The sequence below is a fragment of the Bacillus sp. SORGH_AS_0510 genome (genome assembly GCF_030818775.1).
In the GTDB taxonomy this organism is placed as follows: Bacteria; Bacillota; Bacilli; order Bacillales; family Cytobacillaceae; genus Neobacillus.
Window position 1 is genome coordinate 4,551,764 of the sequence record NZ_JAUTAU010000001.1, and the last position, 26,915, is coordinate 4,578,678.

Below are 26,915 nucleotides of genomic sequence, written 5' to 3' on the forward strand. Positions count from 1 at the left end.
GTATGAGAACTAGAAACGTAAAACCAGACGCTTATGGATCATTATACAAACAGGATGGTATCGTTCTTCCCGCTGTTACAGGAGAATTTTTAGATTTTGATATGGCAGGACCATCCCAGAATACGAGACCCGATGTGACGGCCAATCGAATTAGTATTTTCAAATCAGGTGTCTATCAAATCACAGCAGACGTTTCCGTTTTAATAAAAGATGGACAATCTGTTTTATTTAATATCAATCTCTGTCCAAATGGAACCCTTCCATTGATTGGTTCCGATTTTGATGTCATCAACATGAGCATGGTTACCGGAATAACCGTCCAAGCCTATTTAAACGTTGGCGATCAAGTAGGAATTTTTATCGCTGATACGTTCGCTCCTGTCGGGAGAGCTAAATATAATAGAGCTTCACTTACCCTACATTTGTTAGACCCTTAGACTATAATGGATTTAGTATTGTAAGCAACAAAGGCGATCCATGTCAGGAATCGCCTCGATACATACACACTATTCTTTTAGTTTTATAACATCGTTTATCATTTCGTTAAAGTGAGTCTTTTGAAACCCATAGTGTTTGAATATCTTCCCATTTTTGTCAACTAGATAAAAACTAGTTGAATGTATGACCTGATTGGATGATTTCGGCTTTTGGACGAGCGTCTGAAATTCCTCTCGAGCAAACGACTCAATTTCTTGTTGGCTATAGCCCGTCAGCAGATGCCAGTTTGACTCATCATTAGTGAATTTCCTAATAAACTCTTTCAATACATCAGGCGTATCTACCGTTGGATCAACGCTGAAGGATACCACCTCTACTTCGAGTTTTTCCTTTTTCAATTCCGCCCGAAGTTCTGCCATACTGGCTGTCATTGGCGGACAAACTGTTTCGCAGGAGGTAAAAATAAAGTTAGCTAGCCACACCTTCCCTTTAAGTTGATCAGAACCAAACGACTTCTGATTTTGATCCGTAAATGTGAACGGTTGGATATGATAAGGTTCTTCCTTATTTATCCCGCATGCAGTTAATAAAGTTAAACTAAATACACAAAAAATCAGCCACGTTTTTTTCATATAAAAACATGCCTCTCCTTACTTATTATTCGTCCTGTAAAGCTGGGATATGAACGGTCACCATCGTCCCAATCACAGGATCACTCGTCAGTGAAAATGCCCCTTCATGCAAACTTACAATTTGCTTTACAATCGATAACCCTAATCCGGAACCGCCAGTAGACCGGCTTCTTGCCTTATCTGTTCGAAAAAACCGTTCCCCAATTCTAGGGATATCTTCTTTCGCAATCACATTTCCTTGATTAGAGACACGAAAAACCATCATATCCTCTTCCTGAAGCAGTTCCACTCTTAAGTAACTCTGATTCACAGAATATTTGACTGCATTATCAATAATATTATAGAAAACTTGCTCCATTCGTTTGACATCCCCACAAATAATGATGTCTTCATCAATATTTACATCCACAAGAAGCTGCTGTTGAGCTAAGCGAATTTGAAAAAGTTCAAGTGTATCAAACAGAAGCTGAGCGACCGCAATCGGTTCCTTCTCAATTACATATAGATTTTCCTGTAAGTAATTCAAGTCAACCAAGTCATGAACAATCTTGTTTAAGCGCTCCGTTTCCTTTTCAATCGTGGTTAAATAACTCTCCGCTTCCTCTTTAGAAGTATATAAACGTTGTTTAAGCGCTTGGGTATACCCGCCTATGTAGGTTAAGGGTGTCCTTAATTCATGAACCACATTGGAGATAAACTCCTTCTTTCGTTCTTCTTGTTTTTCCAAGGATAGACTCATGACATTGAATGCTTCCGCCAGTTGTCCAACTTCATCAAGATTTTTCGATTCCAGACGCATAGAGTAATTTCCTTTAGCCACTTCTTTCGAGAGCTTTTGCATATCGGTTAGTGGTTTAAATAATGAATGACGAATGCGATTCACTACAATAAACAACAACAGAAAATAGATTGTGCCAGCAAGGATGAGGATGGGGATACTCCCTTGGAAGACTTCCTGCATCGCTGCAAGCGGAACATAAATAAATATCAATCCAATGATGCCTTTATCACTTAAAATCGGGAAGACCGCACCAACAATACTACGGTCAAATTCTTTCACGTAGCCATCTTTAATAACATAGTCCCCTTGGGCTAGTTTTTTCCTGTCCGTACGATTGATCAGTACGTTTTCTCCTATTTGATAGGGAAAATGCTCATTCAACTCAGCATAGTCATTTACAACAATGACTTCATACTCAGAAACGACATTAAACCAATGTATCTTATCGATTAACTCCTCATTTAAGGACCCATAATGAAAATGGGAAGCCGTATTTTCGCCTTGGTAAACCACCGATTCCCGGATGCTTTTTAAATATAAATCTTTATAGAGAAAATGGAGAAAAAAGAACGCAAATAAGATCGTACAACCGATAATTGCTAAAATCAGAATAAATACCTTTTGACTTAAAGTCCTATTCCATTTCTTCAAAATTACACCTCAAATTTGTAGCCTTTCCCCCATATCGTCTGAATGAGTGTGCCATGCTCTTTAAGCTTTAACCTTAAGGTCTTTACATGAGTATCAACGGTTCGTTCACTTCCTGTGTAGTTATGACCCCAAATCGAATGTAAAAGCTGTTCTCGCGTAAACAGCTTTCCTTTATTTCTCGCTAGTAAATAAAGGAGCTCATATTCCTTTAACGTTAAAGAAAGAGATTGACCATCGAGCAATGCTGTGTGGGACTCCGCATCCAACACCAACGGTCCGATCTTAAAGCGAGCGGTTGACCAAGCAGCACTCTTTGTTCTTCTTAAGACCGATTCGATTCGAGCCAATAATTCCCCCGCATGGAAAGGCTTGACGATATAATCATCGCCGCCGATTCGTAAGCCATAGACCTTATCCCATTCTTCCCCTTTGGCTGATAGAAAAATTAGGGGGATGTCATGAATTTTTTTTACTTCTTCGGCAAAAGTAAATCCATCCATATATGGCATCATAATATCCACTAGTAATAGATCGATGGTAACTTTATGTAGTTTACTAAGAGCTTCCATTCCGTTCGAAGCTTGGATAACGGTATATCCTTCATTTTCAAGAAATGTTTTCACTAAACCTCGCATTTGTTCTTCGTCATCGACGATCATGATTGTAATACCCATTAAAGGTTTTCCTCACTTTTAATATAGTATTTCTATAATACCTAGCTTACAGGTTAATTGTGAAGTTTTTGTGTGATTCTTTTTAATCCATTTCTCCTTATGCATCCAAAGCTTTGATTGTGCCATTAAACAATTTTTAATAAAAAGGCTGTGTTAAAGAACAATGTTGATTATTGCACCCTGTTGATTGGAGCGGAAGACGCGAAGACTCCTGTGGGAGTATGGTTCAGGGGAGACCCCGCAGACGCTTGCGTCGAGGAGGCTCGCCGAAACACCCACGAACCGCTCGCGTCTGGAGCGGGAATCAACAGGCAAGTTTAACAGAGCCAATAAAAATAATAAACTTCACTTTTCTCTCACAAAGCTTTTATATGATAAAAATAGAGGCTCTACTAAAACTATATAAATAAGGAGAACGGAGTAAATGGAAGCAGTTAAATTAAACACGGCAACGCAAAGTCATAAGCAGGTCAATACCTCTCTTTATAAAGCCATATGGCGTTGGCATTTTTATGCGGGAATTATTTTTGCACCTTTTCTTATTATTCTTTCTATCACAGGTTCAATCTATTTATTTAAGCCACAAATTGAACAAGTGCTCTATCACGACTACTATACTGTTACTCCACAGGGAGATAGAGTATCAGCAGATCAGCAAATTGGGGAAGTAAAGAGGTTCTATCCTCATGCTCTAGTCACAAAATATCAGCCCGGAGAAAGTGCTACACGGACCAGCGAAGTCGGCATTCTCTCAAATAATAAGTCTCTCACCATTTTTATAAATCCTTATACAGGAAAAAAGGTCGGTGAGTTAAATAAAGAAGATCGGATCATGAATAAAATTGAAGAATTTCACGGTGAATTAATGGCTGGTACGCTGGGTGACCGAATTGTTGAGTTAGCGGCGTGCTGGACCATCGTGTTAATCATTACGGGACTTTATTTATGGTTTCCTAATAAGAAGCAAAGTCTTTTAGGAGTACTTATCCCTAGATTGACAAAGGGAAAACAGATTCTGAGAAGAGATTTACATGCGGTACCTGCGGTTTGGCTCACTGTGGGAATGTTCTTTTTAGTTATGACAGGATTGCCATGGTCAGGCTTCTGGGGTAGTCACTTTCAAACGATTGCCACCAATTCTGGTGAAGGATATCCGCCGTCGATTTGGGGAGGAGATGCCCCAACTTCTACAGTTAAAACCAAAGACATTGCAGAGGTTCCATGGGCTGCTGAGAACTTAGATGTACCTGCCTCTAAGATTCAAGGCTTTATCCCACTGCCCATTGATGAAGTGATTAAGATCGCTAAACGTGAAGGAATTCATCCAAGCTATACAATTTCCATTCCACAGGACCAAACAAGCGTTTACACTTTATCTGCCTATCCACCAAAAGCTGAAGATGAGGTCACCCTACATGTTGATCAATACACAGGGGCGGTCTTAGCTGATTATCGTTTTGAAAATTACGGTCTCGTGGGAAAAATCGTGGCTTGGGGTATCACCTTACATAAAGGGACACAATTCGGTTTTGTCAATCAATTGATTAGTCTTCTGATTTGTTTAGGGATAATGTTCGTCGCTGTAAGTGGATGTTATTTATGGTGGAAACGCAAGCCGAAACAAGCTCTAGGTGCCCCTAAAGCCCCTAGTATGAAAAACATGAAAGTCTTCCTACTCATATTAATAGGTTTAGGGATTTTATTTCCATTAGTAGGTTTATCGCTTATTGCTGTCTGGCTAATAGACTGGTTGATCATTCAAAGAATACCTGTTATGAAGCGATTCCTGAATGCATAACTTGAAAAAAACGGGGTGCCTTTGATATGAAAAAAATAAAATTTATTTTCTTACTAGCCATTTTGAGTGCATGTTTAAGTGCTTGCTCTTTGCATGAGGATGTTGCTGATCTTTACAAAAAAGAAACACCTCTTGAAGCAGAAATAGTCATTCCTGATTCTTTCTCCGATAACAACCATGAAACAATCAAGGCCATTCTGACTCAAGGTGGTATAAAAGTAAAAAATGCAGATTTTGTTCATTTTGAGATTTGGAAACAGGATGGTACACTACAATATCCGATGGAAGAAGCCAGAGTGTCTGACGATGGAACTTATATCATCAGTAAAGATTTTGATAGCGAGGGGCTATACTTTGTTAAATTACACGCAGGCAACAATGGTTCAATGATCATGCCTCAAAAGCAATTTATTGTAGGCAAGCTTTCCAAAAGTGAACTCGAATTCTTGCAAAAAGATGTACCTATTCAGAGTAATACTAATGAACATCACCATTAAAAGAAATGGGGACAGTCCCCCGCTGCGGAAGACGCGCCCCGCCCTCTTTGAATAACTCAAACATGACGAGCATGAGTAAGACTTCGATTAACGGGGAAAATGGCAATCCTAATCTTGACACTGTTATTGTGGCAATAAGAGGGAGTGGTAATTGTCCTACATTATGGGTAATCAAGGCTGTATAAAACCCGGGCAGAAAAGTTGTCGTAAAAAGCCCTATAATTCGTAATGTTCGTTCCAATGATGCAAAATAAAAACTAGTGTTAGCATCCTCAGGTGTTTTAAATAAAAAAGAAAGATCGGCCGGTGCTATTAGTACGGTTGGAGCCCCATCCACTACAATAGCAAATCTCCCTTGGTTGATTGATTCTACGACGAAATCAGCTCTGCCTGAATAATTAACAGGTGGGATAAGCGCAAATTTTTGCTCCATTAAATATTCCATCAACATCGATGTACTCGTTAAAATATCAACATCTAATGCCCCAAGCCGCCCCTGAATATCTTGCAATACCTGTTCATTAATGACATCTTTTATATAAAGAAGAGCCACTCTTGTATTGGTCCGTTTACCGATGGAATAATTTTCAACAATCAGTGAAGAAGTCCGCAGGCGCTTGCGAATTAACCCAAGATTAATGGTAATATCCTCAACAAAACCATCCTTCGCTCCTCGAATCGAGACCTCAGCTACTGACTCATCCGGCTGTCTGGTAGGAGTTTTACTAATATCATAAAAATAAACAAAATCTCCCTCAGGTATCACCATTAATCTTCCTGAAAAAATAGCCTCCTCCATTTTTTCTTTATCAATGGAATCCTTCTTTCCCACCTCCAACTGTAATGTCTGATAAATGGAGCTAGCCGTATCAATGGAGGGCAGCTGTAATGATGCAATGAGACTAGCATCCGTTAATGGCCTACAATAAACAAATATCGCCGGACGCTCCTGACATTGATCCACTTTTATTTCTATATCAGCGGAATAATTGAACATCCTTTTTAAGTTATTAACAGAGAAAATCTGTTCATTTGTCATTCACCTCTACCTCCTAACCATTTTTGTTTATTTTTCAAGATGTATATAGCTAAGATAGAAATTTGTATGATTAGTAAAAGGAAGGATACCGGTCTGAAATATCCATAAATTACAGTCGCGAAAGGACTTTGATCAAATGGATAGACACTAGCAATAAAGAGGAGGAAATATATGATTCTTATTAGCTTTACATTCTCCATTCCTTTTGTAAAAATTCGGCAAGAGATAAAAACGAATAAACTTATCCTGATCACTCCGCCTGAAAGCCATTGATAGATGGCAAAAAAATCAGCATGTGAAAAATACCGGCCAATTGAAATTAAGCGCCACTCTTCATATGCAGGATAGCGATATTGCGCTGCTTTTTCCGGACCGAATTCAACAATGGCACCCATAGTTGGACCCAGCATTAACCCGATGATAATCAGACCAACAATGAATAATTGCTTTCTTGAAACAGCTTTTTGTAATACAGGCGTTAAGAAAATAATGATAAATAACTCGAGGATTGGTAAGGAAGTGTATATAAGTCCCTTTGCTATTGGTAAATAGCCATCAGTAAACACAGGTAATAAAAGTTCATAATGTTTTTTCTTCATGTTCGCAAAGGAAATAAAGAAACCTAATAAAAGAACAAGCGGGCAGAGAATACTGCTTAGCAGCCCAATCGAAAACAATCCTGCTTCTGTACAAAACAAACAGAAAATGAGTAATACAAGGGCAAGGGTAAAACTGTTAAATCCCTGCATATAGCTCATCTGTGACCAGTAAATAATATCCTTCGCTGTGACAAAGGCACTTATAAGCATATAAACTGCTAGCGGCAAAAGGAGAAAATAATAATTAAAAGAGCTCGCATGGTCCCTTAGAAGCTGAATGATGGACCGTTTTTTTATGATGGTGACAATTTTATACAGTAAATAAATCCAAAACGGTAGAACGATGAGCGTTAATAAAATGGTAATCCATGAACCTCTTTTTGCTATGGATAAAAGAAAGGGAATAATTTCAACATGTGCAAAAAGGCCCACAGAAAGTAAAATAACGTATACAATGGATATAAATCTTAACTTATTCTGCATTTATTCGTGTCCTTTTTTTCCATATTATTTAACTCTATATCTGTCTCTATTCAGATATATTTGTATTGAGAGGAGCATTCGATGTACGTCCACCGTGATTACCCCGACTTTTCGTGGTCAAATTCCAGGCACAAGACTTTTTTAGAGTGCGCCAGAAAGTACTATCATCAATACTATGAATCTCATAATGGTTGGCTATATGAGTCGCCGGAAGAAAACAAGTCATCTTACCGTTTAAAGAACATTAAAAATATCCCTATTCTTTTGGGAGATGAGATCCATAAAGTCATTGATCGGCAGCTTAAGAATTTCCTTAATGGGAAAGGTTTATTGAGTGAAAATGAGCTGATGGGGATGGTTATTCAGAATCTTAATAGAGCTTATCTCGATTCGACTAAGTTCCGTCAGCATTGGTTTCAAAAACCGAAGAGGCACCAAATGCTACATGAAATCTATTATGGAGATGGTCTAAGCCCTGAAGAAATCAGTGCTGCTAAAATTAAATTAGAGATGTGCGTGAAAAATTTTTTCACAAGTAAAACCTATCAAGATATCCTGACAAAGATAGAAATGAATGTGTTACATTCTGAGGATTTTCAGACCTTTGAAGTCAACGGTGTCGATGTTTTCGTGGTGCTGGACTTTGTTTATAAAGATGTGAGCCAGGAAAAATGGATCGTGGTTGACTGGAAAACGGGGAAAGAGTCAGAGGATGACCGAAAACAGTTGGCCTTCTATGCACTTTTCCTTTCAAGGATACACAATATCCCGATCGAAGATATCATTTTACGGAATGAGTATTTGTTGTCCGGCAAGTGCCAGGAATATCAATTATCGGAGTTTGAAATTGACTCCGCACAACAGTTGATGAATGAAAGCATCTATCATATGTTGAACTATTTAGAGGATCCAGTGAAGAATAAGCCACTTGAAAAAGAGCTGTTCGACATGAAGCAATCGAAAAGGTGTTATAGTTGTAATTTTAGAGAGAAGTGTGAAGAAGTCCACCTAAAATAACCTATAGGTGGACTTTTTCCTTCTCACGAATTAACATTGCTCAAGAATCCCCGCCTCAAGTTTGCTTGAACACGGATAAATTTTTCTCTTACGCTTTCAAGCCAACTAGGTGCCTCTTCCATTTCACTATCTTCTAATGACCATAACAACCTAGCAAATGTATATAAGTTCTTAAACCTTTGGAATGTCCGGTATTGTTGGATTATGACCTGATCCAAGGCCAAAACTGAGCGATAACCTGTTAAAAAGGATTGTACTCTATCATTTGAAAAAGGGTCATCTCCCTCTAGGAAATCATCTAGGGCTGCAACTAAATCTATTGCATACCAACCATACATCGCATCATCAAAATCTATTACATTGAACAAGCTAGATTCTTCCTCATAAAAAAGATTATCCAATTGAAAATCATAATGAATGAGTCCATATGTCTCCATAGAGGTTGGAAGTCCCTCTAGCAATTCTGTAACGTTCCTTAGTTCTTCTAATGCTTCATGCTCCTGTGGATGACTTTTTATCACACCTTCGATTTTCTTTATCACATCTTTCCAACTTTTTCTTGTTGGACCAACAGGACTGTAGTTTTTAGATAAAGAATGCAATGCCGCTAGGGCTCTTCCCCAGGCTTCAAATTGTTGCTCGTTCGCATTTTCGTCCAACATTTTTCCATTTGCCGCTTGAAAAACAACTGCGAGATAGGTTCCTTCCGAGGTTTGTTCAGACACAATTTCCGTTTTTTTTATTGTTGGAATGGTAGAAACACAAGGATAGCCGCAATTTTTCAAGTAGTTCAGGAAATCCAGCTCCGCTTTCATTTCTTCCCACGTTCTCTCCTTCTCCGAGTTAAAGCGTAAAAAATACCGTTGTTGGTTATGCTCAAAAACATATACAAAGTTTGAGCTGGCTCGCCAAAATTTCAATGTTCCTTCATCATGTTTCCAGTGTTGGATTAGCCTGCTTGCTATCTTATCAGATGCCAATCCTTTTACCATTGTTCCAAGATTCATCATGCTACGTTTACCCCTTCCCATTATTAGGAAATACAAATTTTCTATATATTCGCTGTGAAATTCACAATTTCCTTCTTATAACTGGTAAAGCCTCATTACACCAACTTAAGGGTAATAGGAAAATGTTCGGCTATTGCTGGTATAATAGATAGAATAGTGTTGTTGATGACATTTGAGGTGAATAAAATAAATAGATTACAGTTGGTTAACACAGAAGATCGTTCTTCGGAAAATCGAACGACCTATATTTATACTTACTCCCATTCTGAGGATGAACACTCTTTGTGCGCTTTGGAAATGCGCTCATTATTTGGTGTGGATGCTCCTTCTCAGGTCTTGGAAAGCTCTGTCAAAATTGACCCCAGTCGAAGTCCTTTTATTAAGGAAAGAATTACTGTTCTGTTTGAGGCAGAAATTCTTGAGGAGCTTTTTTCAAAGGTGAACACAATAGAACTTGGAAGCGCCACGTTTAAAGTCACTTTTGTAAAAAATCCTGGCCAGCCGAAGAGTGAACGACCAGGATTTGAAAAAAGACGTCAAATTGAACGCACGATTGGATTACAAATAATTGGGAAAGCAGACCTTCGTCAGCCTGATCGATTATTTGGTGTGATGCATGTTAACGGGAGATGGGTGTTTGGTGAGTATGTTGAAAGCGAATCGGTTTGGTTTCAACACCAACAAAAGCCGCATAATTACTCCACTGCACTAAGCACTCGTGTCGCTCGAGCCGTCGTTAATATTGCTATCCCCGAACTAGAAGGCATCCAGGCTATTGATCCTTGCTGCGGCATTGGCACTGTTCTAGTTGAGGCCCGTTCGATGGGAATAGATATCGTTGGTAGCGACCGAAATCCTTTGATTTTGCCTGGAGCTCGAGAAAATATGGCGCATTTTGGTCTTATTTGCGAGATTACTTTAAGAGATATTTGTGATGTTTCGGGGCATTATGATGTGGCCATTATTGATTTGCCTTATAATTTGTGTTCAGTGATTTCCCCTGAAGTGCAGCTGGAGATGCTTCAAAGTGCACGCAGATTTGCTGATAAAGTTGTCGTGGTAACAGTTGAACCCATTGATGAAATCTTGCTACAGGCAGGGTTTTCGATTGTCGATCGTGCTGTAGCGAAGAAAAGTGTATTTATTCGAGAAGTGATTGTTTGTAGTTGATAGGTACTAGTTGCTTCTGGCCCAAAACATTTAATCAAACGTTTGATTAGTTTTTCCTATCCTTGCGTACCAAGCTCTCCAGCGATTTAATCAAACGTTTGATTAGTTTTCAGAATCCGCCTTTAGTTACTAAACTCATAAAAATAGACCTTCCCGAATTGAAGGTCTATTTTAGCATCGTAGAAAATTTTTGAGTCATCTGCTTAACTAACGGACTTGTCTGTTCTGGCAGTTCGTCTAACGGAAAAAATCCAGCATCTATAGTCTCTTTCCCATCAATCCTGATAGAACTATTCTTAATATCTTTTGATATATAAGCAATCGTAACTGGATAGAATTCATCACCATTATCCAACTTCCGAAAATACTGCTCACCAGAAAAGACGTCTACCAACTGAAGATGCCCGATTTCCACTCCTGTTTCCTCAAGAACTTCCCTTCTTCCTGCCTCTTCTGCAGATTCCTTTAATTCTAACAACCCACCTGGAAGCCCCCAGACGCCTTCAGGTCTTTTCTGTAAAAGAATTTTCCCCTCATGATCAATGACACCCACAACAGAACCAACTAAAATAAGCGGCCGAGTTCCAATGATATTACGTAAATCCTCAATATACCCCATCATGTCCTCCAAACATTTCCCCAGCACAGCTTTACCTCATCGGGGGACTGTCCCCCGGCCGATTAAAGCAGTAAATCAATGTGGGATGATTCTTCTTTTTTTAAAGGATAAATCTCAAATGTGTCCGGTATGATTTGTGTTGAGCGGTAAATCAGTTCAGAAACAGTTACACATTTATAGCCGTTCTTGTACAAAAAGTTCAAAATAGTGTCTAAGGCTTCCACCGTTTGGCATGTCTTAGAAAATTCACTGCCGTGCCAATCATGAAATAAGATGATATTCCCAGGCTTTACTCCCTTTGTTACATAGCTGCAAATTTGACTAGCAGGTGGATTGGCCCAGTCACGCGTATCTTGATTCCATGACCACAATACGACTTCTTTTTGGTTTTTTATTGCTGTATTAATAATCCGGTCATTATAAAAACCTCCTACTGGTCTATAGAGAGCTGGTTTAACCCCCGTGAACTTTCGGATGATTTTATCGGTTTCTTGTAATTCTGAAGTTAGTTTTGCAGATGAAATACTGCCATAAAGATGGTTATAAGTATGATTAGCAATCTCGTGCCCTTCTTTTACTTCCCGCTTTAAAATCGCGGGGAATCTTACCACTTTATTACCTGCTACAAAAAAAGTGGCCTTAGCGTCATACTTAGACAATAGATCAAGAATCTGAGGTGTAAAAAAAGGATGGGGTCCATCATCAAAAGTTATAGCAACTAATTTTTCCTTGGTGTTTACATCCCATATAACACGTCCAGTTTTTTCATATTCCTCCCTACTGTGCGTGCCTGCGTAAGCACTTAGTTGATAGGAAAAAATAAAAAAGGTTGAAAGTAGTGTGATAATTAGTCTTCTTTTCATCGTAACACTCTCCAAGCTCATATTGAACTTAGTTTTTGGAGTGTTTCTTAAAAATATTTATAAAAACTAACGACCATTTCCCTTGAGTTCTGACGATAATTCCATTATCTTGTCTACCCAATCTTTATAGCTGCCAAATGCACTTGATTCAAATCCGAAGTGCTTCTTGATGAGGCGGACAGAATCACTTTCATGTTGATGAAAGACTCCATCTGAATAAATCAACTTCAAGAGTTCTGTTAAGACAATGTTTTTCGAGCGTTCAGATGTAAATGTATTTAAAATGTCCTCCATTTCGAGACCTTTTATCCTATACCCCTCAAGTCCGCTTTCCTTTTGAAATTTTTTTAGGACTGAATTCTCATATATAGATACTTTTCCATCAATAGTTGATATTAGCGTAGCTAATTCAAGAAATGCTTCTTTCTCCTCAAGCTGTAGTTCTGCTAAGAACATTTTTCACTTCTCCCTCAAATCTTTGTACTATTTATACGGACGAAATCAAAATAAGTTCCATGAATTTATTAATGGTGCCTGACCCCCAGCGCGGTAGTACGGTAACGCACCGGGGGTCAGGCACCTAATTTAAATTTGTAACCAAGTTCTCTAACAAGCTTTTAATTGAATATATATGGGTATAGAGATAGAGATAAAAATTTTTCACTTGAAAGGGGTTATGTGCCTATGGATATGGACGTGTGTATTTCATGTGGAAAGGAATTATCTAGGTTTGAGAGGAATAGAAGTGAATGTTGGGAATGCATGGACACAACCACTGAGGCCTATACTGAAGATGAATAAATTTGACAAAAGGTGCCTGCCCCCTAGCGTGGTAATGCGTTACCACAGCGGGGGTCAGGCACCTTTTTTTATTTTAACGGTTGTCCTTCGAAGGCTTGTACATCTAATGGTGCAGTGAGGAATTCTTTTGCTTTTCCAACAAAGGTGGTGAAATGGTTGCTTGCGTTGTGGCTGGCAACTGCAGCTTGGTCTTGCCATACTTCCACCATTGTGAATACATTTTCACTTTCTACATCTTTTTGAAGACGGTAGGAAATGTTGCCTGATTCCTCTCTTGATGCAGCAATTAGTGGTTGAATTTCTTCTAAGAATTGATCTACTTTTTCTGGATTAATATGGAATGTAGCATGGATAATTATCATTGTACTGCCTCCAATTATTTAGTAGTAGGCTCTGTTAAACTTATCTGTTGATTTCCGCCCCAGGCAACAGGGTGTATAATCAAAACTGTTCCTTAACACAGCCAGTAGTTAACTATTTATTTCCATTGTGCCACGTGATCTATTGGGAGACGTACAGATGGATGACCGCTGTCTGCTGCTTTTCCAATAGAAATGAGCATAACCGGAACATAACGATCTTTATCCATATCGAAAGCTTCTGCAATCTGATCTTTTTCGTAACCACCAATAGGATTTGTATCATATCCGAAAGCACGAGCTGCAAGCATTAATTGCATGGACACTAGGCCACCGTCAATTAGCACTACGTCTTTCATTTCCTCGCGTGAAATGTTTTCATAATATCCCGCAAAAGATGTTAGAATTCTCTCCTTCACATCTTGAGGCATATATCCTTTTTCAACAGCTGCCCCGTATATATCCTCTGCTTTTTCAAAATTGTTCAAATCACCAAATACTGCAATTACAGCCGATGAAGTGTCCACTTGATTTTGATTAAATTTAGCCAGTGGAGCTAGGGTAGCTTTTGCCTCAGGGCTTTCAATAACAAGAAAACGCCAAGGTTGCATGTTAACGGAGGATGGAGCCATTGTCGCTAAAGTTAGAATCTCCGTCATTTCCTCACGGCTGATTTTTACGGATTTATCATAATTTTTAATAGAACGACGGCCTTTAAGGATTTCATTAAAATCATTAGTTAGTTGTCTTGATGCTGTAGCAGTAGTCATAGTTGTTCTCTCCTTTTTTCTTTTAGTGGATGCCTTATATTTATTTTGTCCAAGTTATTTTCTAGAGTATTATGCGTATTATTTTAGACAAAATAATCATATATCGTCTAAAGTGTTAACAACGACTTACTTTACTCCTCTTTTTCATTTTTGTAAACTAAAAAAACTTGGCGCCCATGTAAAGAAATTTCCAATTGGTTTATGTTATAATCTCTGATGGAAAGAGAGCGTGAGGACTATGAGAAAATTATCAGCTGAAGATCGATTACAGATGAGGCAAACCCATATTAAGAAAATCCTAAAAGTGATTCGGACTCAAGGGTTCTTATCTTTATCTATTCAAGATATTGCTCAGTTGATGAATATGAGTCGTGCCTCTCTGTACAACTATTTTTCTTCAAAAGAAGACATCCTAATGGAGTTAAATGATTTCTGTATTTCCTACATTTGTGAAGCTGGTCAAATGATTTCCAATGGAGAACTCTCCTATCCCATACGTCTTCAAAAGGTTTTTGAGCATGCCGTTTTATCAGCCGCTTATTCCTCTGAAGTATTCTTGAATGACCTGCAGATTAGCTGCTTGTCCTTTTATGAGAAAAAGAAGCAGGCAAGGAAAGAACAAATGGCTGCCATTCATTCGTTTTATCATAATGGAATGGAAGCAAGCTTCTTTAATGAACTAAATCCTTCCCTGCTAATCATGCAAGACGAAATGGTCTTAAATAAATTAATTAATACCTCGTTTCTAATGGAGGAGGAACTGACACTAGAACGCGCGCTAAATGATTACTACATAGCGAAATGCTTCCAAGTGCTACGACCCGAATTATTAACTGACATCAATCACGAAGAAATAAACAACATGGTGAAAAACATCCTACAAAAACTCTCGCCTATATTATAAAAAGGTGCCTGTCCCCCATCGCTTTAAAGCGATGGGGGACAGGCACCTTTTTTATTTACGAAGAGGAAAGGCAATTGTAACGAGTGTTCCTTTGTTGAGTTCACTTTTGTATTCGATGGAGCCATTCATCTCGCGAATGAGTTTGTTTGTGACCATGCTGCCTAAGCCTGTCCCTTTTGTTTTTGTGGTATAAAAAGGCAAGCCAATTTGCTTTAACTGGTCTGCTGTCATTCCTCTGCCATTATCCTGAATCCTAATTTCCACCTTATGTTTAATATAGTCAGCATGCAATTCAATCGTAATCTTCCCCTGGTTATTAACTGACTCAACACCATTTTTTATGACATTCATAAGAGCCTGTTTTAAGTGTGGCTTATCCCCGTTAATATAGTATGGATGAGTATTCTCATAGTCGATGATCACGTTAGAATAGGATGCAAGAGGTCTCAATAATTGAACACAATCACTTATGACTTCGTGTAAGGAAACTACGGTTAACTGAAAAGAATCAGGCTTCGCTACTTTCAAATAGTTGGTAATAATACTATTTGTCCGATCCAATTCTTCAAGGATTAAGGGAGAATATTTCTTTAATTGCTCATCCTTAGTATCGGAACTTAAAAATTGGATAAACCCTTTAACCGTTGCTAGTGGATTTCTAATTTCGTGTGCAATGGACGCCGTAAGCTGACCAATAGTTGTGAGCTTATCTAAATACACCATTTCTTCAAACTGTTTATTAATTCTTATTAAGCTTTCAATAACAAAAATCAAGGCGATAGTTGTTATATAAAAGGCGCTGAAGTAGGTCAAATAAAAGTGCAATTCTAAAAAATCAACTCTTATACAAAGAATAGTGATATAAAAAATAAAATAGCCAAGAATTGCAAGTGAACCGACTAACAGTCTTGAATCTGCCTTCAGAAAAATCCGCCTAAAAGCAATGGCACTTAAAAAGGCGATAACCCCAACCATTATCCCGGTTATAACAAATTTTCCACCGATGAGATACCTGACAAAACACGTACTAATGGTAACCATCGTTCCAGGAAGCCAGCCACCATATAAAGTTAAAATAATGATGGCAGCCATTCTTAAATCAAAATGTGTCTCGCCTAAAGTTTGAATGGGATAGATCATACAAAAAAGGGCACCCAGAGCTCCAATCAGCCCATAGATGACTTTTTGTTTTAATGAAAGAGGAACTTTCGATTGAAACGGAAAAAACAAATTCATATTAAAAGTAAAGGATAATAATATCGTAATATTCACTAACAGTGGTTTGACAAGAGTAATCAAGAGCTATCCTCCACATAAAGAATAATGTGTAATCATATTTATCCTTGCCTTAGACACAAATAAACTTGCATCATAAAGGCGTCTATGTAGCATCATACCATAAAAAAAAGGGTCAGTCCCCCGCTGCGTTAACGCAGCGGGGGACTGACCCCAAAATGCTGTTTACCAAACGAATAATCCTACAATCATCGCGCTTAGTAAGGATACTCCTACGCCGCTTACTAGCAGCTTCCATACATTTTTCCCGATGATATTTGATTTGTCTTCCCCAAGGATGGAATTAAATGTTCCATAGATCATACCCACGGTACTGAAGTTGGCAAATGAAGTTAAGAACGTGACTGCCACAGCGACCGTATGCGGAGCGAGTCCACTGATTTTCCCCTTTAGGTCCATCATTGCCACAAACTCATTGGTCGCGAGCTTAATTCCCATTAACTGTGCCACATACATGGCGTCCTTCCCACCTAACCCAAGCAGGAAAGCAAACGGACTAAAGATAACAGAGAATATTTTTTGAATGGTTAAGCCCTTCACAATAAATCCTAAAACACCATTGACACCCGCGGTTAAGGCTACATAACCGATGACCATCGCCATAATGACAATAACCATCTTAATTCCTACAAGCATACTGTTAGAGATGGTTGAAAAGAAGTCTTTACGCTCTTCCTTAGTTGGAACATACACGATGTCCTCCTCTTTACTCACCTCAACCGGATTAAGCATATTAGCGATCAAAAGTGCATTCAAGCAATTCAACGGAATCGCCACGAATACATAGGTTGCAGGAACCATTGTTAAATAGGCACCAATAATTGACCCACTGATACTGCTCATACTCATTATTCCAAACGTTAATAGACGGTGTTGTTTTAATACGACCATTTGCTGACGGATGACAGCTAGTGCCTCCGTATTCCCAAGAAACATCATTTGAATCGAAAAGAAGCTCTCAAGCTTTGGCAATCCCGATATTTTTGAAATTACCCAGCCAACTTTATCAATAATCCACGTTAAGATTCCGAAGTAGGTTAAAATATCAAAGAACGTAATAATGAAAATAATCGGCATTAGGGCGCTAAAAAAGAAATCCACATGTTCGTTAGCCATAACAGACGGAAACACGAAAGAAATCCCTTCGTTTGCACATGCGATAAGCCATGTAAAGAACGAAGCAATCTTATTAATGATCCATGATCCGATTTTAGTTGATAACATAAACCAGGTGATGGCTAATTCAGCTATAAACAATGTTAAAATGGATTTCCACTTTACACCTTTTTTATTCGGTGAGCATAAGTAAACGAGACCCATTACTACTAATACTCCAATTACATTTAACAAAAAATACACGCTACTCACTCCTTTTGTTTATCATTTCCCAAAACGTTTATTTAAAATTAAGCTGTGTTAAAGAACAGTGTTGATTTATTCATCCTGTTGATTGGAGCGGAAGGCGAAGATCCTCGAAAATGCTATCGCATTTCCTTCGTGCGGTGCTGATTCGATGAAGCAAATTCAATGTCCTGTGGGAGTGTGGTTCAGGGGAGACCCCCCAGGCGCTTACGCCGAGGAGGCTTGCCGAAACACCCACGAACCGCTCGTGCCTGGAGCATAAATCAACAGACAATTTTAACAGAGCTAATAATAAAAAAAGTCCTTACCCTTTCACACCTTCCGCTACCAGCACAGAAAGCATGAAAAAGTAAGGACTGTTATCTTTAACAGAGTAAATTCATCTAAGCCAACCTGACATAAGACTACATTTCTTCACACTTCCTTGTAGTCCGGCATTTAGCGGCTGCCAGGTAGAAACTATCAGACCAATATCACTGATATTATACAAGGATAAAATGTTATAAAAATTTTTAGGAATAGATACCATTCTAATTCAGGTTGAGTCTTGCTTCAATAGGTTTCATTAATGTTCTAATTATTATACTAATAGCAATCTTGAGGAAACTTAAATTTAATCCGGCTCCACATGAACATGAACATCATAAACACCATAATCCTTCATCAGAACTTTTTCGACATGGGTGGCAATATCATGAGCCGCTCTCACATCTAAATTGGACTGAACCAGAATTACCACATCAATAACTTCATTATTGCCGTAGTTTCTCCCTTTCATCTCTTTAATGCCCTTCACTCCATCAAGTTTTGTAATGACTCCCTGATAAAGTTGAATCTTCTTTTCATCGAACCCGTCTGAAAGTTCATGAGAGGATTGCAGGAAGATACCCCAAGCAGTTTTACATATTAAAACACCTACAATAATCGCAGTTAACGTATCTAACCACGGCATATGTAATTGCGATCCAACAATCCCAACTGCTGTTCCAAAACTTACCCATGCATCGGATAGATTATCTTTTGCCGCAGCCATTACGGCGTTGCTATTAATCCTCGTCGCTAATTTTTTGTTATACAAATAAACACCAACCATAACAATTGCTGAGGCCACTCCCACATAAGCCGCCAGTATGTCAGGAGATTCATCTCTCCCTTGAAAAATAGAAGGAATCGCATCCGCTAATACTTGTAAACCAACTGCTATCATAATAAAAGAAGCCACCATGGAGGCAATGGTTTCGCTTTTCCAATGCCCATACCTATGGTCATGATCCGGCGGACGCTGCGAAATTTTTAATCCAATAAGGACAGCGATCGATGCAATAATGTCCGTTGTATTGTTTAGTCCATCTGCTCGTAAGGCAGCTGAGTCACTTATATATCCTATAACTAGTTTTATGATTGATAAAAGGAGATAGGCAACGATACTAAGGATGGCTCCTCGTTCCCCTAACTTAAGGTCTTTATATTTTTGTTCTTCCATGTCCCTGACCTCCCTACAAATTCCTTCCATATCATAACAACCAAGAGTCGGGTGGGTCTAGAGCAACCTTTTTGCGCAGCTTTATATAAGTAGGTTTTGGGTAATAATGTTTCGTAGGGGAAAGATTCCTAGCGTTTTTGCTATAATTACATATATTGCTTAAATTTTTTAAAGAAAGGTCTAATTTATGAAAAAAAGAAAAATCTTTTCCACTGTGATAGGGATTCTATTCGTTTTGTTTTTACTATTATACGGCACTTATAAACTAATGAATGCAAGAACCTTCCAGGTGTTCGGTGGATTAACGGATAGGGTGCAAACCGACCAAAAGGTCGTTGCCTTAACCTTTGATGATGGACCATCGAAAAATGTGGATTCCATCCTTCCATTATTGGACAAGTACAACGCAAAGGCCACCTTTTTTCTGATTGGGCATGATATTGAAAAGTACCCAGAGGAAGCTGAGAAAATTGCTGCGGCGGGGCATCAACTTGGTAATCATACCTATTCACATAATCGAATGGTGTTCAAATCACCTTCATATATTAATAAAGAAATTGAAAAAACGGATCAGCTAATCCGTGACGCGGGATTTACGGGTGAAATTGATGTTCGTCCCCCCAATGGCAAAAAGCTAATAGGATTCCCTTATTACCTTAACAAGCATAATCGGGACACCATTATGTGGAGCCTGGAACCCGATAGTTTTTATACAACTGCAGTCGATAAAATAAACTATGTGAAGAAAAAGGTAAAACCAGGATCAATTATCTTAGTCCACCCGATGTATGATCAAACGGGTGAGGAGCTAAAAGCGATTGAAGGGATACTAAAGGCCCTTACGGAGAAGGGGTATTCTTTTGTAACAGTAAACGAACTACAAAAAAGGTAAGTTTATTATTTGCATTTTTTCTTGTAAATACTATGATTATCTTGAAACCTTCTCATCCTTTCAAACGTATAGCATGTAGAACTATTTCTTTCTGATTATAAAAATAATAATAGATGGGTGATTATATAATGGGCTCTACGATTTTACTTTTAGGAAGCTACGCCTTTGAAGCATATTATTGGCTGATTCTGATATCGATCTTTGGTTCTTGGTTTCCTCAATTTCAAACTTCAAAAATTGGCGGATGGATTTATAAGCTAGTTGAACCATATTTAAGCCTCTTTAGACGGTTTATCCCGCCACTAGGGCCAATTGACTTTTCACCAATCATTGCCTTATTTGTTTATCGCTATATTAGCGGTTTTGCCATGGAAGGGCTACGTCTCTCATTGAATACGATTGGAATATAAATTTTTTTCAAATTAGCGAATCGTGCAAAGTACGGTTCGCTATTTATTTGCGTTCCTCTTAAGCCAAAACCATATAAAATAGACCTTCCACGTTGGAAGGTCTATTTAGCCTTGCTTTATTTTCTTAACTCCAGATTTACATTTATACATATTTCGATCCGCAATAATCAGCAGTTCTTTCATTTCACAAGCATCACTTGGATAGACAGCTGTTCCAATCGAAACAGAAATATCCATAGACATTTCTTTAGATAATTGATATAACTCCAATTCGATTTTTTTCGAGATGTCTCTAGTTCTCTTTGAATCTGAATATGGCAACACAATAAGGAACTCATCTCCTCCCCATCTAGCAACTATATCTTGCTCGGTCGTGCTGTTTAAAAGAACTTGTGTAATCCTCGTGAGAACCATATCCCCAATTTTATGTCCATGTTCGTCATTTATTTTTTTAAAGTCATTGCAGTCTATGACAGAAATCGTTAAGTTCCCTATCTTTTTATCCATTTTTGCTAAAAGCTTTGGGGCACTTTCTGAGATAAAACGCCGGTTATACAGACCCGTCAAAGCATCTTTTTGTGAAAGAAACTTCGCTTTGTCATATTGAAATCCCAACCACCAAAAAAACGGTGAAAGTAAGGGAATAAAGACTAAGTCCCATTTATACTGACCATTTTCAAACATAAACACATAGGAACCTTCATAATCTATTAAAAAATAAAAAGAATGCCAGCCTAAAACTAGAGTGATATATATGATAACAATACTAATTCTCCCCGAAAAGCTCATCTGGCACCCCCATTTTTCATATGCTAATTTTACTATAAAATAGGAAATTTGTTACACTATTTCCTTAATCCATGAAAAAACATTTCTAGTTAAACCGACAAAAATGGACAAAATGCTTTAGAAAACATAAGTAAATCTTATTCTAAAAGATAAAAAAATATAAATTTTATTAATCAACCATTCGAGTTATGATTGTTTACAGAAAAAGGATTTTAAGAAAAGAAGGTAATCGTATGAGAGACAGCAAGTACTGGAATATCATGATTTCTTCCACTCTATCTTCACTTGGCAGCTCTATGTATTTTATCGCCGTTGCCTGGATTTTATATAAGATGACGTCCAACGCGACCTATACAGGTTTAATGGTCGGTATGGGGTTTCTACCCGGTGTGGTGCTCAATTTAGTCTTTGGAGTAGTAGTGGATAACCAGAATCGTAAAAAGTTAACGGTTCTATCACTCGGAATTGTCACAATAACCATGGGCATGCTCTTATTGGCCATGACTAGTGATATCCTTAAGCCATGGATGATTATCCTTGTGCACATGATCGTTCAAACCTTTTCATCCTTGTTTAGAACGGCACAGCAAGCCTTCATTACGGAACTGTATAAAAAAGAGGATATCCCGCGTATATTCAGTGAAACCGGTTCAGCTGTTTCTGTAGGCGGCTTAATTGGGACCTCATTATGCGGAGGAATGTTAACCATTTTTCCAGCAAGTATCGTTATGCTCGCTGTTTGTCTTACCTTTGCCATTGGCACGGTGTGTATGATGCTAATTAAATATGTTCCTAGAGTATGTTATTCAAACAGCAGTTTCAAATCTGGGTTAATCGATTTAAAGGACAGTTTTGTCTATGTTCATAAAAATCGGCTGATGTATTCCTTACTATTAATTATGTTTGTTGGCCAGCTTGTTGTTCATACTTGTGCCGGTATGTTATCGGTATACACAAGTTCTCACTTACACGGCACGAGTACATTATATGGTATTTTAGAGTGTGCAACTTCCATTGGGGCCATAATTGCTGGTATTACTGCAACTTCCATTTTGTATAAAAGCAAAAACTATGTTACTGGTCTATCTTTTGGGATTACATCTGTTGGTTTGTTACTGATGACTTTTACTAAAAGTAATATTGCTGCATTCATTGCGATTCTCTTAATTGGCTTAGGTACCACTTGGGTCCGGGTATTAATGCAATCCGTTCAGCAGGTGTATACAGACCCCGGCTACTACGGGCGGATGGCTGCTATGAGACAAACCATTAATCAAGGAGCTGTTACCATTGGAGCCCCGCTACTGGGCTGGATTGCGGAGCATCATGGGGTGAACAATGCATATGGTTCTCTATTAATTCCAGTGTTGGCCTTAATGGGATTCTCAATGTTTTTTGCCACCCAACAGACATTTAAGAGTGTCATAGGGTCGATGATTCCACAAAGTCAGGGTATGAAATAGACTTTTTTCTTCAATAGTATCGTCAGATTTTTTAATTCGCTGATAAAAGGTGGAAATTCGCTGATAAACTGCTCGGATTCGCTGATAAAATCGTAGATTCGCCGATAAGTCGCTTAAATTCGCTGATAAACCATAAAATTAATAGAAGCAGCAGAGATAAATCCCCCCTGCTGCCTCTAATCTTGGAGAATAAAAGGATAATCACGGAATAATGATCTCCATCTTTCCTTCTTTATTGGTGACCTCGACCACCTTGTCCACAAACAAATAAGGCGTATCAAACCTGTCTTGCTTTTTGATATCAGCATAACCATTATTAGCAGTCAGCACTGGGAAAACGGCGTTGGTCTTTTTAAAGAGATTTTGAGCTACCTCGATTTCCGCCATCAAAATGACTTGTTTATTGGAAATCGCGAAGAATAGTTTGCCAATCTCTCTATCACTTTCATCCACAATAGATATCTGCTGCAGAATTGAAATCAGACAAGTAACAAAATCATTTATCCGCTCATTAGCCAATGGCTCTAACTGGCAATCAGCTAAAACCTTATTCAATCCCGCTTTGATTTCCTTGAAGGAAAACACATCTTCAATTCGAAGCGCTGATTTTGTCCTGCCAAGCCCTTCAAACTTTTTCCTCGTCTCCAAAAGATATTCCATGATCAAGCCATTATGCTGGCCACGGTTCAAAACAAACTCAGTAACCTCATTAATCCAGCGTATGTCCTTACCTTGATTTCGGATCAGAAGTAAAAATCCATAAAGGTCCTTCTCATCAAACGTACCTTCTGACAATTTCTTATAGTAGTAATTTAGTAGTGATTGCTCTTTCATATCCATTTCGTCTTCTCCTAGATGTCATGATATACCCTATTGTACATCAGTTTGCATAACAAACAACGAATTTCATAGATAAAAGATTTTGTCACTTAAAATTCGTTTGGTCCTCCAATAATTGGGGTATCGAGAGCAGTAGGTAGATAACATTTACATAGGAGGGAAACGTATGGAAAATAAGAAAATGGCGCAATTACAACAATCCATAATCGACAATGAGCAAAAAGCTGGTTTAACTACTAATCAAGGATTGAAAATAGCAGAAGATGAATTTTCTTTAAAAGCTGGTCTACGTGGTCCTACTCTTATGGAGGATTTCCACTTTCGAGAAAAAATGACCCATTTTGACCACGAACGGATTCCAGAACGTATTGTTCATGCACGCGGCACAGGGGCTCATGGCATCTTTCAGCTCTATGAATCGTTACAAGAGTACACAAAAGCTGATTTTCTTACGGATACCTCAAAAACAACACCGGTATTTGTGCGAATCTCGACCGTACAGGGTTCGAGAGGATCCAGCGATACCGTTCGTGATGTCCGCGGATTTGCGACCAAATTTTATACGGATGAAGGCAACTTTGATCTAGTTGGGAACAACATGCCTGTATTCTTTATCCAGGATGCCATTAAATTCCCTGACTTTGTCCATGCACTTAAACCGGAACCACATACTGAAATTCCTCAAGGAGCCAGTGCTCACGATACATTTTGGGATTTTATCGGGCAAAATCCTGAATCTGCTCATATGGTCATGTGGGCAATGAGTGACCGTGCTATTCCTCGCAGCCTGCGTATGATGGAGGGATTCGGTGTGCATACCTTCCGTCTTGTCAATGCACAAGGGAAAGCACATTTTGTCAAATTCCACTGGAAACCTGTCCTTGGGATGCATTCTCTTGTTTGGGATGAAGCACAGAGAATTGCCGGTAAAAATCCTGACTTCCATCGTCAAGATTTATATGAAGCCATTGAAAAAGGCGATTATCCCGAATGGGAACTGGGCGTCCAGTTAATTTCCGAAGAGGATGAATTTAACTTTGATTTTGACGTTCTAGACCCCACTAAATTATGGCCTGAAGAAGTGGTCCCTGTAAAAATCATCGGCAAAATGACTTTGAATCGCAATGTAGACAACTTCTTTGCCGAAACCGAACAAGTCGCTTTTCATCCTGGTCATTTAGTACCTGGCATTGATTTTTCCAATGACCCGCTTTTACAAGGTCGATTATTTTCCTATACAGATACCCAACTTTCTCGATTAGGTGGACCTAATTTCCACCAGATTCCGATTAACAAGCCGGTGTGTCCTTTCCATAACAACCAGCGTGATGGCATGCACCAAATGGCCATTCACCGTGGTCAAACAAGCTATCATCGAAACGCTTTAAATGCCAATCAACCTGAACCTGTGCCTGTCGAAGAAGGAGGCTATGAGCATTATCAAGAAAAGGTGGATGGACGTAAAATCAGAGGTCGTAGTGAAAGCTTCTTAGACTTTTACTCTCAGGCGAAATTATTTTATAACAGTCAGGCTCCTTATGAACAACAGCATATAAAGGATGCTTTTAGCTTTGAACTTGGCAAGTGTCATTCCGATTTAGTTAAAAATAATGCGGTTGCCCTACTCAACCGTATTGATCGAAACCTGGCCGAAGAAGTCGCTGAGAATATTGGTGCAATCTTGCCAGAGGAAAACCTCGAAGTCAAATCTGATAAAAAATCACCGGCACTAAGCATGGCCAACACCATTAAGAAAACAGATACAAGAAGTGTAGCTATTCTAGTAACAGGCAACCCAGATATCGACCAATTAACAGAATGGATTAAAACGTTAGCCCAGCATAACATGAATTATAGTATCGTCGCTAACAAGATTCAGCCGTTAAATGCTGTCTTAAAAGTGACGGATACCTTTGATACCGTTGATTCCAGTCTATTCGATGCAGCCATCCTAATAAGCAGCGAAGCCAAACTTCCAGCACCTGCTTTAGAGTTCGCGGAAACAACGTACAAACACTTCAAACCATTGGCGATTTCTTTAAGCGGACGTAATGCATTAAATAACAGCCGTCTACAGGTCGACGAAGCTGGTGTCTTTGACTTAGCCACAACAGATTTCCAATCATTTATTGATGGTATCGCACAGGCTCGATTCTGGGACCGTATGCTTTAAATTTTTTGCCCTAACCTCTTACTGGTTAGGGCTTTTCGTATTCATCTGAATAGGACTCGTTTTTATAGATAAAGCTAAAAAGAATATATGTCCGTTAAAACGAGGTCTCTATGATAACTGTTTCACTATTCTTTTCTTTCACTTTAATCGGGATTATTTCATTTTTTGCACTAAAAAAAGCCCATCATCCTCTAACGCTCATATTTCTATTGATGGTGATTGAATTCTTATACACCAGTTTTATCTCTGTCATTGTAGACAATGCCGAGCTATGGACTGTTACAAAGAGTACCAGATACTTCATTATGTTTCGCGTATCAGAAGTAGTCGTTTTCCCCTTACTGCTTCTCTGGTACATTGAATCAGTTAAAAGAGTAGCTACCTTTTCAAAAAAACTGCTAATCACTATGATTTGGGTAGGGGTGTTAGTAGGAGTTGAGACGATTTTAATTCATATCCATCTATTCACCTATGAAAAATGGAAAGTATGGGGGTCTATTATTGTATGGTCCACCTTCCTATTATTTCTCCTATTCCTGCAAAGAATTTTTAGCAGAATCCTTTTTAAAGAGGGAATGAAGTAATGACAATTTTACCTTTACCTGAAAAGTTCGATCAAAACGAATGGTTCATTATTCTTCATATCGTTGCCTTAGTGTTCTTATTATATAAATTGCCCAGAAGGTTTCCACCCTCTATTACCATCTTACTGCTACTATTCACCATGACTGTAGCACGGGTAGTTGATCATTTGATAGCCGGACCACATATTGATTTATACGACATCATGGACTCGGGTGACTTTGAACTCTTTGACCTGCTATGCTATGTGCCATATGCTCCTTTTGGTTATATGTTCATCTATCTCTATGACAAATTTCAACTTAAAGGGATAGGCCTTATTTTATATATCGTTGTATTTTCAGTTGGAAGTATTGGCTTCGAATGGGTGACAGGTTCAAGCTTTATTAGCTATTTAAAATATACCAGCTGGAAGCCTATTTATTCCGTACCCATCTACTTAATCGTGCAACCTTGTACGATCCTATTTTTCCATTTCATTAAATCAATCCATGAAAAATCACTTACACAAGTAGAGTGA

At 38.6% G+C, this 26,915-nt stretch carries 28 protein-coding genes and 1 riboswitch; of the genes, 12 read left to right on the top strand and 16 right to left on the bottom strand.

Going from position 1 to position 26,915, the window contains the following annotated elements; all coding sequences use genetic code 11:
* Window positions 1-2 precede the first annotated feature (2 nt).
* Entirely contained in the window at window positions 3-437 is a 435-nt protein-coding gene (locus QE429_RS23105; RefSeq protein ID WP_307290379.1) for a hypothetical protein, read from the top strand.
* A gap of 69 nt (window positions 438-506) precedes the next feature.
* On the opposite strand, the gene QE429_RS23110 is transcribed toward QE429_RS23105, so the two are convergent.
* Genes QE429_RS23110 through QE429_RS23120 form a run of 3 tightly spaced genes read right to left on the bottom strand, consistent with a single transcriptional unit; the run spans window position 507 to window position 3,176 of the window.
* Window positions 507-1,070, bottom strand: coding sequence for an SCO family protein (locus QE429_RS23110; RefSeq protein ID WP_307290380.1), 564 nt, complete (start codon window positions 1,068-1,070; stop codon window positions 507-509).
* A gap of 25 nt (window positions 1,071-1,095) precedes the next feature.
* Window positions 1,096-2,502: a sensor histidine kinase gene (locus QE429_RS23115; protein WP_307290382.1), complete on the bottom strand. Its 1,407-nt coding sequence runs from the start codon at window positions 2,500-2,502 to the stop codon at window positions 1,096-1,098.
* A gap of 2 nt (window positions 2,503-2,504) precedes the next feature.
* Complete coding sequence (locus QE429_RS23120; protein WP_483862234.1) at window positions 2,505-3,176, bottom strand: response regulator transcription factor; 672 nt, start codon at window positions 3,174-3,176, stop codon at window positions 2,505-2,507.
* A gap of 424 nt (window positions 3,177-3,600) precedes the next feature.
* Between QE429_RS23120 and QE429_RS23125 the strand changes: the two genes are divergently transcribed.
* Both QE429_RS23125 and QE429_RS23130 read left to right on the top strand, forming a co-directional pair.
* Entirely contained in the window at window positions 3,601-4,974 is a 1,374-nt protein-coding gene (locus QE429_RS23125; protein ID WP_307290383.1) for a PepSY-associated TM helix domain-containing protein, read from the top strand.
* Window positions 4,975-5,000: 26 nt separating this feature from the next.
* Window positions 5,001-5,471, top strand: coding sequence for a FixH family protein (locus QE429_RS23130; RefSeq protein WP_307290385.1), 471 nt, complete (start codon window positions 5,001-5,003; stop codon window positions 5,469-5,471).
* On the opposite strand, the gene QE429_RS23135 is transcribed toward QE429_RS23130, so the two are convergent.
* Together QE429_RS23135 and QE429_RS23140 are read right to left on the bottom strand one after the other, a co-directional pair.
* Window positions 5,452-6,510 carry a spore germination protein gene (locus QE429_RS23135; RefSeq protein ID WP_307290386.1) on the bottom strand — a complete coding sequence of 353 codons (1,059 nt, stop codon included), beginning with the start codon at window positions 6,508-6,510 and terminating at the stop codon, window positions 5,452-5,454. The genes QE429_RS23130 and QE429_RS23135 overlap by 20 nt on opposite strands.
* Complete coding sequence (locus QE429_RS23140) at window positions 6,507-7,592, bottom strand: GerAB/ArcD/ProY family transporter (RefSeq protein ID WP_307290387.1); 1,086 nt, start codon at window positions 7,590-7,592, stop codon at window positions 6,507-6,509. The genes QE429_RS23135 and QE429_RS23140 overlap by 4 nt, the downstream gene beginning before the upstream one ends.
* A gap of 81 nt (window positions 7,593-7,673) precedes the next feature.
* Here QE429_RS23140 and QE429_RS23145 point away from each other — a divergent pair, with 81 nt between their 5' ends.
* Window positions 7,674-8,609: a PD-(D/E)XK nuclease family protein gene (locus QE429_RS23145; RefSeq protein WP_307290388.1), complete on the top strand. Its 936-nt coding sequence runs from the start codon at window positions 7,674-7,676 to the stop codon at window positions 8,607-8,609.
* Between the two features lie 23 nt (window positions 8,610-8,632).
* Here the strand turns inward: QE429_RS23145 and QE429_RS23150 are convergent, their stop codons facing one another.
* Entirely contained in the window at window positions 8,633-9,619 is a 987-nt protein-coding gene (locus QE429_RS23150) for a phosphotransferase enzyme family protein (protein WP_307290389.1), read from the bottom strand.
* 291 nt (window positions 9,620-9,910) lie between these two features.
* Here QE429_RS23150 and QE429_RS23155 point away from each other — a divergent pair, with 291 nt between their 5' ends.
* Entirely contained in the window at window positions 9,911-10,789 is an 879-nt protein-coding gene (locus QE429_RS23155; RefSeq protein ID WP_307290936.1) for a TRM11 family SAM-dependent methyltransferase, read from the top strand.
* A gap of 166 nt (window positions 10,790-10,955) precedes the next feature.
* On the opposite strand, the gene QE429_RS23160 is transcribed toward QE429_RS23155, so the two are convergent.
* From QE429_RS23160 to QE429_RS23180, 5 genes are all read right to left on the bottom strand, one after another.
* Window positions 10,956-11,408 carry an NUDIX hydrolase gene (locus QE429_RS23160; RefSeq protein ID WP_307290938.1) on the bottom strand — a complete coding sequence of 151 codons (453 nt, stop codon included), beginning with the start codon at window positions 11,406-11,408 and terminating at the stop codon, window positions 10,956-10,958.
* A 62-nt stretch (window positions 11,409-11,470) separates the two neighbouring features.
* Window positions 11,471-12,271 (bottom strand): polysaccharide deacetylase family protein, encoded by an 801-nt coding sequence (locus QE429_RS23165; RefSeq protein ID WP_307290390.1) that lies wholly within the window; start codon window positions 12,269-12,271, stop codon window positions 11,471-11,473.
* 66 nt (window positions 12,272-12,337) lie between these two features.
* Window positions 12,338-12,727 (bottom strand): hypothetical protein, encoded by a 390-nt coding sequence (locus tag QE429_RS23170; protein WP_307290391.1) that lies wholly within the window; start codon window positions 12,725-12,727, stop codon window positions 12,338-12,340.
* A gap of 413 nt (window positions 12,728-13,140) precedes the next feature.
* Complete coding sequence (locus QE429_RS23175; protein WP_307290392.1) at window positions 13,141-13,434, bottom strand: putative quinol monooxygenase; 294 nt, start codon at window positions 13,432-13,434, stop codon at window positions 13,141-13,143.
* Between the two features lie 116 nt (window positions 13,435-13,550).
* Window positions 13,551-14,201 carry a nitroreductase family protein gene (locus QE429_RS23180; RefSeq protein WP_307290394.1) on the bottom strand — a complete coding sequence of 217 codons (651 nt, stop codon included), beginning with the start codon at window positions 14,199-14,201 and terminating at the stop codon, window positions 13,551-13,553.
* A gap of 238 nt (window positions 14,202-14,439) precedes the next feature.
* Between QE429_RS23180 and QE429_RS23185 the strand changes: the two genes are divergently transcribed.
* A complete protein-coding gene (locus tag QE429_RS23185; protein ID WP_307290396.1) occupies window positions 14,440-15,105 on the top strand; it encodes a TetR/AcrR family transcriptional regulator in 666 nt (221 codons plus the stop codon).
* A gap of 51 nt (window positions 15,106-15,156) precedes the next feature.
* On the opposite strand, the gene QE429_RS23190 is transcribed toward QE429_RS23185, so the two are convergent.
* From QE429_RS23190 to QE429_RS23200, 3 genes are all read right to left on the bottom strand, one after another.
* Window positions 15,157-16,404 (bottom strand): ATP-binding protein, encoded by a 1,248-nt coding sequence (locus tag QE429_RS23190; protein WP_307290397.1) that lies wholly within the window; start codon window positions 16,402-16,404, stop codon window positions 15,157-15,159.
* Window positions 16,405-16,566: 162 nt separating this feature from the next.
* On the bottom strand, window positions 16,567-17,760 hold the full coding sequence (locus tag QE429_RS23195) for a nucleoside transporter C-terminal domain-containing protein (RefSeq protein WP_307290399.1): 1,194 nt from the start codon (window positions 17,758-17,760) through the stop codon (window positions 16,567-16,569).
* 410 nt (window positions 17,761-18,170) lie between these two features.
* A riboswitch (purine riboswitch) is annotated at window positions 18,171-18,273 on the bottom strand.
* Between the two features lie 103 nt (window positions 18,274-18,376).
* On the bottom strand, window positions 18,377-19,246 hold the full coding sequence (locus QE429_RS23200) for a cation diffusion facilitator family transporter (protein WP_307290401.1): 870 nt from the start codon (window positions 19,244-19,246) through the stop codon (window positions 18,377-18,379).
* A 187-nt stretch (window positions 19,247-19,433) separates the two neighbouring features.
* Between QE429_RS23200 and QE429_RS23205 the strand changes: the two genes are divergently transcribed.
* Window positions 19,434-20,138 (top strand): polysaccharide deacetylase family protein, encoded by a 705-nt coding sequence (locus QE429_RS23205; protein WP_307290402.1) that lies wholly within the window; start codon window positions 19,434-19,436, stop codon window positions 20,136-20,138.
* A gap of 128 nt (window positions 20,139-20,266) precedes the next feature.
* On the top strand, window positions 20,267-20,548 hold the full coding sequence (locus tag QE429_RS23210; protein WP_307290403.1) for a YggT family protein: 282 nt from the start codon (window positions 20,267-20,269) through the stop codon (window positions 20,546-20,548).
* A 105-nt stretch (window positions 20,549-20,653) separates the two neighbouring features.
* On the opposite strand, the gene QE429_RS23215 is transcribed toward QE429_RS23210, so the two are convergent.
* Window positions 20,654-21,337: a GGDEF domain-containing protein gene (locus tag QE429_RS23215; RefSeq protein ID WP_307290404.1), complete on the bottom strand. Its 684-nt coding sequence runs from the start codon at window positions 21,335-21,337 to the stop codon at window positions 20,654-20,656.
* A gap of 233 nt (window positions 21,338-21,570) precedes the next feature.
* Between QE429_RS23215 and QE429_RS23220 the strand changes: the two genes are divergently transcribed.
* Window positions 21,571-22,800, top strand: a complete 1,230-nt coding sequence (locus tag QE429_RS23220) for an MFS transporter (protein WP_307290405.1) — start codon at window positions 21,571-21,573, stop codon at window positions 22,798-22,800.
* A gap of 201 nt (window positions 22,801-23,001) precedes the next feature.
* On the opposite strand, the gene QE429_RS23225 is transcribed toward QE429_RS23220, so the two are convergent.
* Window positions 23,002-23,640, bottom strand: a complete 639-nt coding sequence (locus QE429_RS23225; RefSeq protein ID WP_307290406.1) for a hypothetical protein — start codon at window positions 23,638-23,640, stop codon at window positions 23,002-23,004.
* 166 nt (window positions 23,641-23,806) lie between these two features.
* On the opposite strand from QE429_RS23225, the gene QE429_RS23230 reads away from it, so the two are divergent.
* The 3 genes from QE429_RS23230 to QE429_RS23240 all read left to right on the top strand — a co-directional run bounded on the left by QE429_RS23230 (window position 23,807) and on the right by QE429_RS23240 (window position 26,915).
* Complete coding sequence (locus tag QE429_RS23230; protein ID WP_373463221.1) at window positions 23,807-25,813, top strand: catalase; 2,007 nt, start codon at window positions 23,807-23,809, stop codon at window positions 25,811-25,813.
* Between the two features lie 110 nt (window positions 25,814-25,923).
* A complete protein-coding gene (locus tag QE429_RS23235) occupies window positions 25,924-26,397 on the top strand; it encodes a hypothetical protein (protein ID WP_307290410.1) in 474 nt (157 codons plus the stop codon).
* Complete coding sequence (locus QE429_RS23240; RefSeq protein ID WP_307290411.1) at window positions 26,397-26,915, top strand: hypothetical protein; 519 nt, start codon at window positions 26,397-26,399, stop codon at window positions 26,913-26,915. Before QE429_RS23235 ends, QE429_RS23240 begins: the two co-directional genes overlap by 1 nt.

Bases quoted from the DNA above. Each gene is read 5' to 3' on its own strand.
- QE429_RS23160 (WP_307290938.1), bottom strand. From the start codon at position 11,408: ATGGGGTATATTGAGGATTTACGTAATATCATTGGAACTCGGCCGCTT.
- QE429_RS23220 (WP_307290405.1), top strand. From the start codon at position 21,571: ATGAGAGACAGCAAGTACTGGAATATCATGATTTCTTCCACTCTATCT.
- QE429_RS23235 (WP_307290410.1), top strand. From the start codon at position 25,924: ATGATAACTGTTTCACTATTCTTTTCTTTCACTTTAATCGGGATTATT.
- QE429_RS23180 (WP_307290394.1), bottom strand. From the start codon at position 14,201: ATGACTACTGCTACAGCATCAAGACAACTAACTAATGATTTTAATGAA.
- QE429_RS23135 (WP_307290386.1), bottom strand. From the start codon at position 6,510: ATGACAAATGAACAGATTTTCTCTGTTAATAACTTAAAAAGGATGTTC.
- QE429_RS23210 (WP_307290403.1), top strand. From the start codon at position 20,267: ATGGGCTCTACGATTTTACTTTTAGGAAGCTACGCCTTTGAAGCATAT.
- QE429_RS23215 (WP_307290404.1), bottom strand. From the start codon at position 21,337: ATGAGCTTTTCGGGGAGAATTAGTATTGTTATCATATATATCACTCTA.
- QE429_RS23185 (WP_307290396.1), top strand. From the start codon at position 14,440: ATGAGAAAATTATCAGCTGAAGATCGATTACAGATGAGGCAAACCCAT.
- QE429_RS23225 (WP_307290406.1), bottom strand. From the start codon at position 23,640: ATGGATATGAAAGAGCAATCACTACTAAATTACTACTATAAGAAATTG.
- QE429_RS23175 (WP_307290392.1), bottom strand. From the start codon at position 13,434: ATGATAATTATCCATGCTACATTCCATATTAATCCAGAAAAAGTAGAT.
- QE429_RS23170 (WP_307290391.1), bottom strand. From the start codon at position 12,727: ATGTTCTTAGCAGAACTACAGCTTGAGGAGAAAGAAGCATTTCTTGAA.
- QE429_RS23130 (WP_307290385.1), top strand. From the start codon at position 5,001: ATGAAAAAAATAAAATTTATTTTCTTACTAGCCATTTTGAGTGCATGT.
- QE429_RS23200 (WP_307290401.1), bottom strand. From the start codon at position 19,246: ATGGAAGAACAAAAATATAAAGACCTTAAGTTAGGGGAACGAGGAGCC.
- QE429_RS23240 (WP_307290411.1), top strand. From the start codon at position 26,397: ATGACAATTTTACCTTTACCTGAAAAGTTCGATCAAAACGAATGGTTC.
- QE429_RS23110 (WP_307290380.1), bottom strand. From the start codon at position 1,070: ATGAAAAAAACGTGGCTGATTTTTTGTGTATTTAGTTTAACTTTATTA.
- QE429_RS23145 (WP_307290388.1), top strand. From the start codon at position 7,674: ATGTACGTCCACCGTGATTACCCCGACTTTTCGTGGTCAAATTCCAGG.
- QE429_RS23140 (WP_307290387.1), bottom strand. From the start codon at position 7,592: ATGCAGAATAAGTTAAGATTTATATCCATTGTATACGTTATTTTACTT.
- QE429_RS23125 (WP_307290383.1), top strand. From the start codon at position 3,601: ATGGAAGCAGTTAAATTAAACACGGCAACGCAAAGTCATAAGCAGGTC.
- QE429_RS23150 (WP_307290389.1), bottom strand. From the start codon at position 9,619: ATGATGAATCTTGGAACAATGGTAAAAGGATTGGCATCTGATAAGATA.
- QE429_RS23165 (WP_307290390.1), bottom strand. From the start codon at position 12,271: ATGAAAAGAAGACTAATTATCACACTACTTTCAACCTTTTTTATTTTT.
- QE429_RS23105 (WP_307290379.1), top strand. From the start codon at position 3: ATGAGAACTAGAAACGTAAAACCAGACGCTTATGGATCATTATACAAA.
- QE429_RS23120 (WP_483862234.1), bottom strand. From the start codon at position 3,176: ATGGGTATTACAATCATGATCGTCGATGACGAAGAACAAATGCGAGGT.
- QE429_RS23205 (WP_307290402.1), top strand. From the start codon at position 19,434: ATGAAAAAAAGAAAAATCTTTTCCACTGTGATAGGGATTCTATTCGTT.
- QE429_RS23230 (WP_373463221.1), top strand. From the start codon at position 23,807: ATGGAAAATAAGAAAATGGCGCAATTACAACAATCCATAATCGACAAT.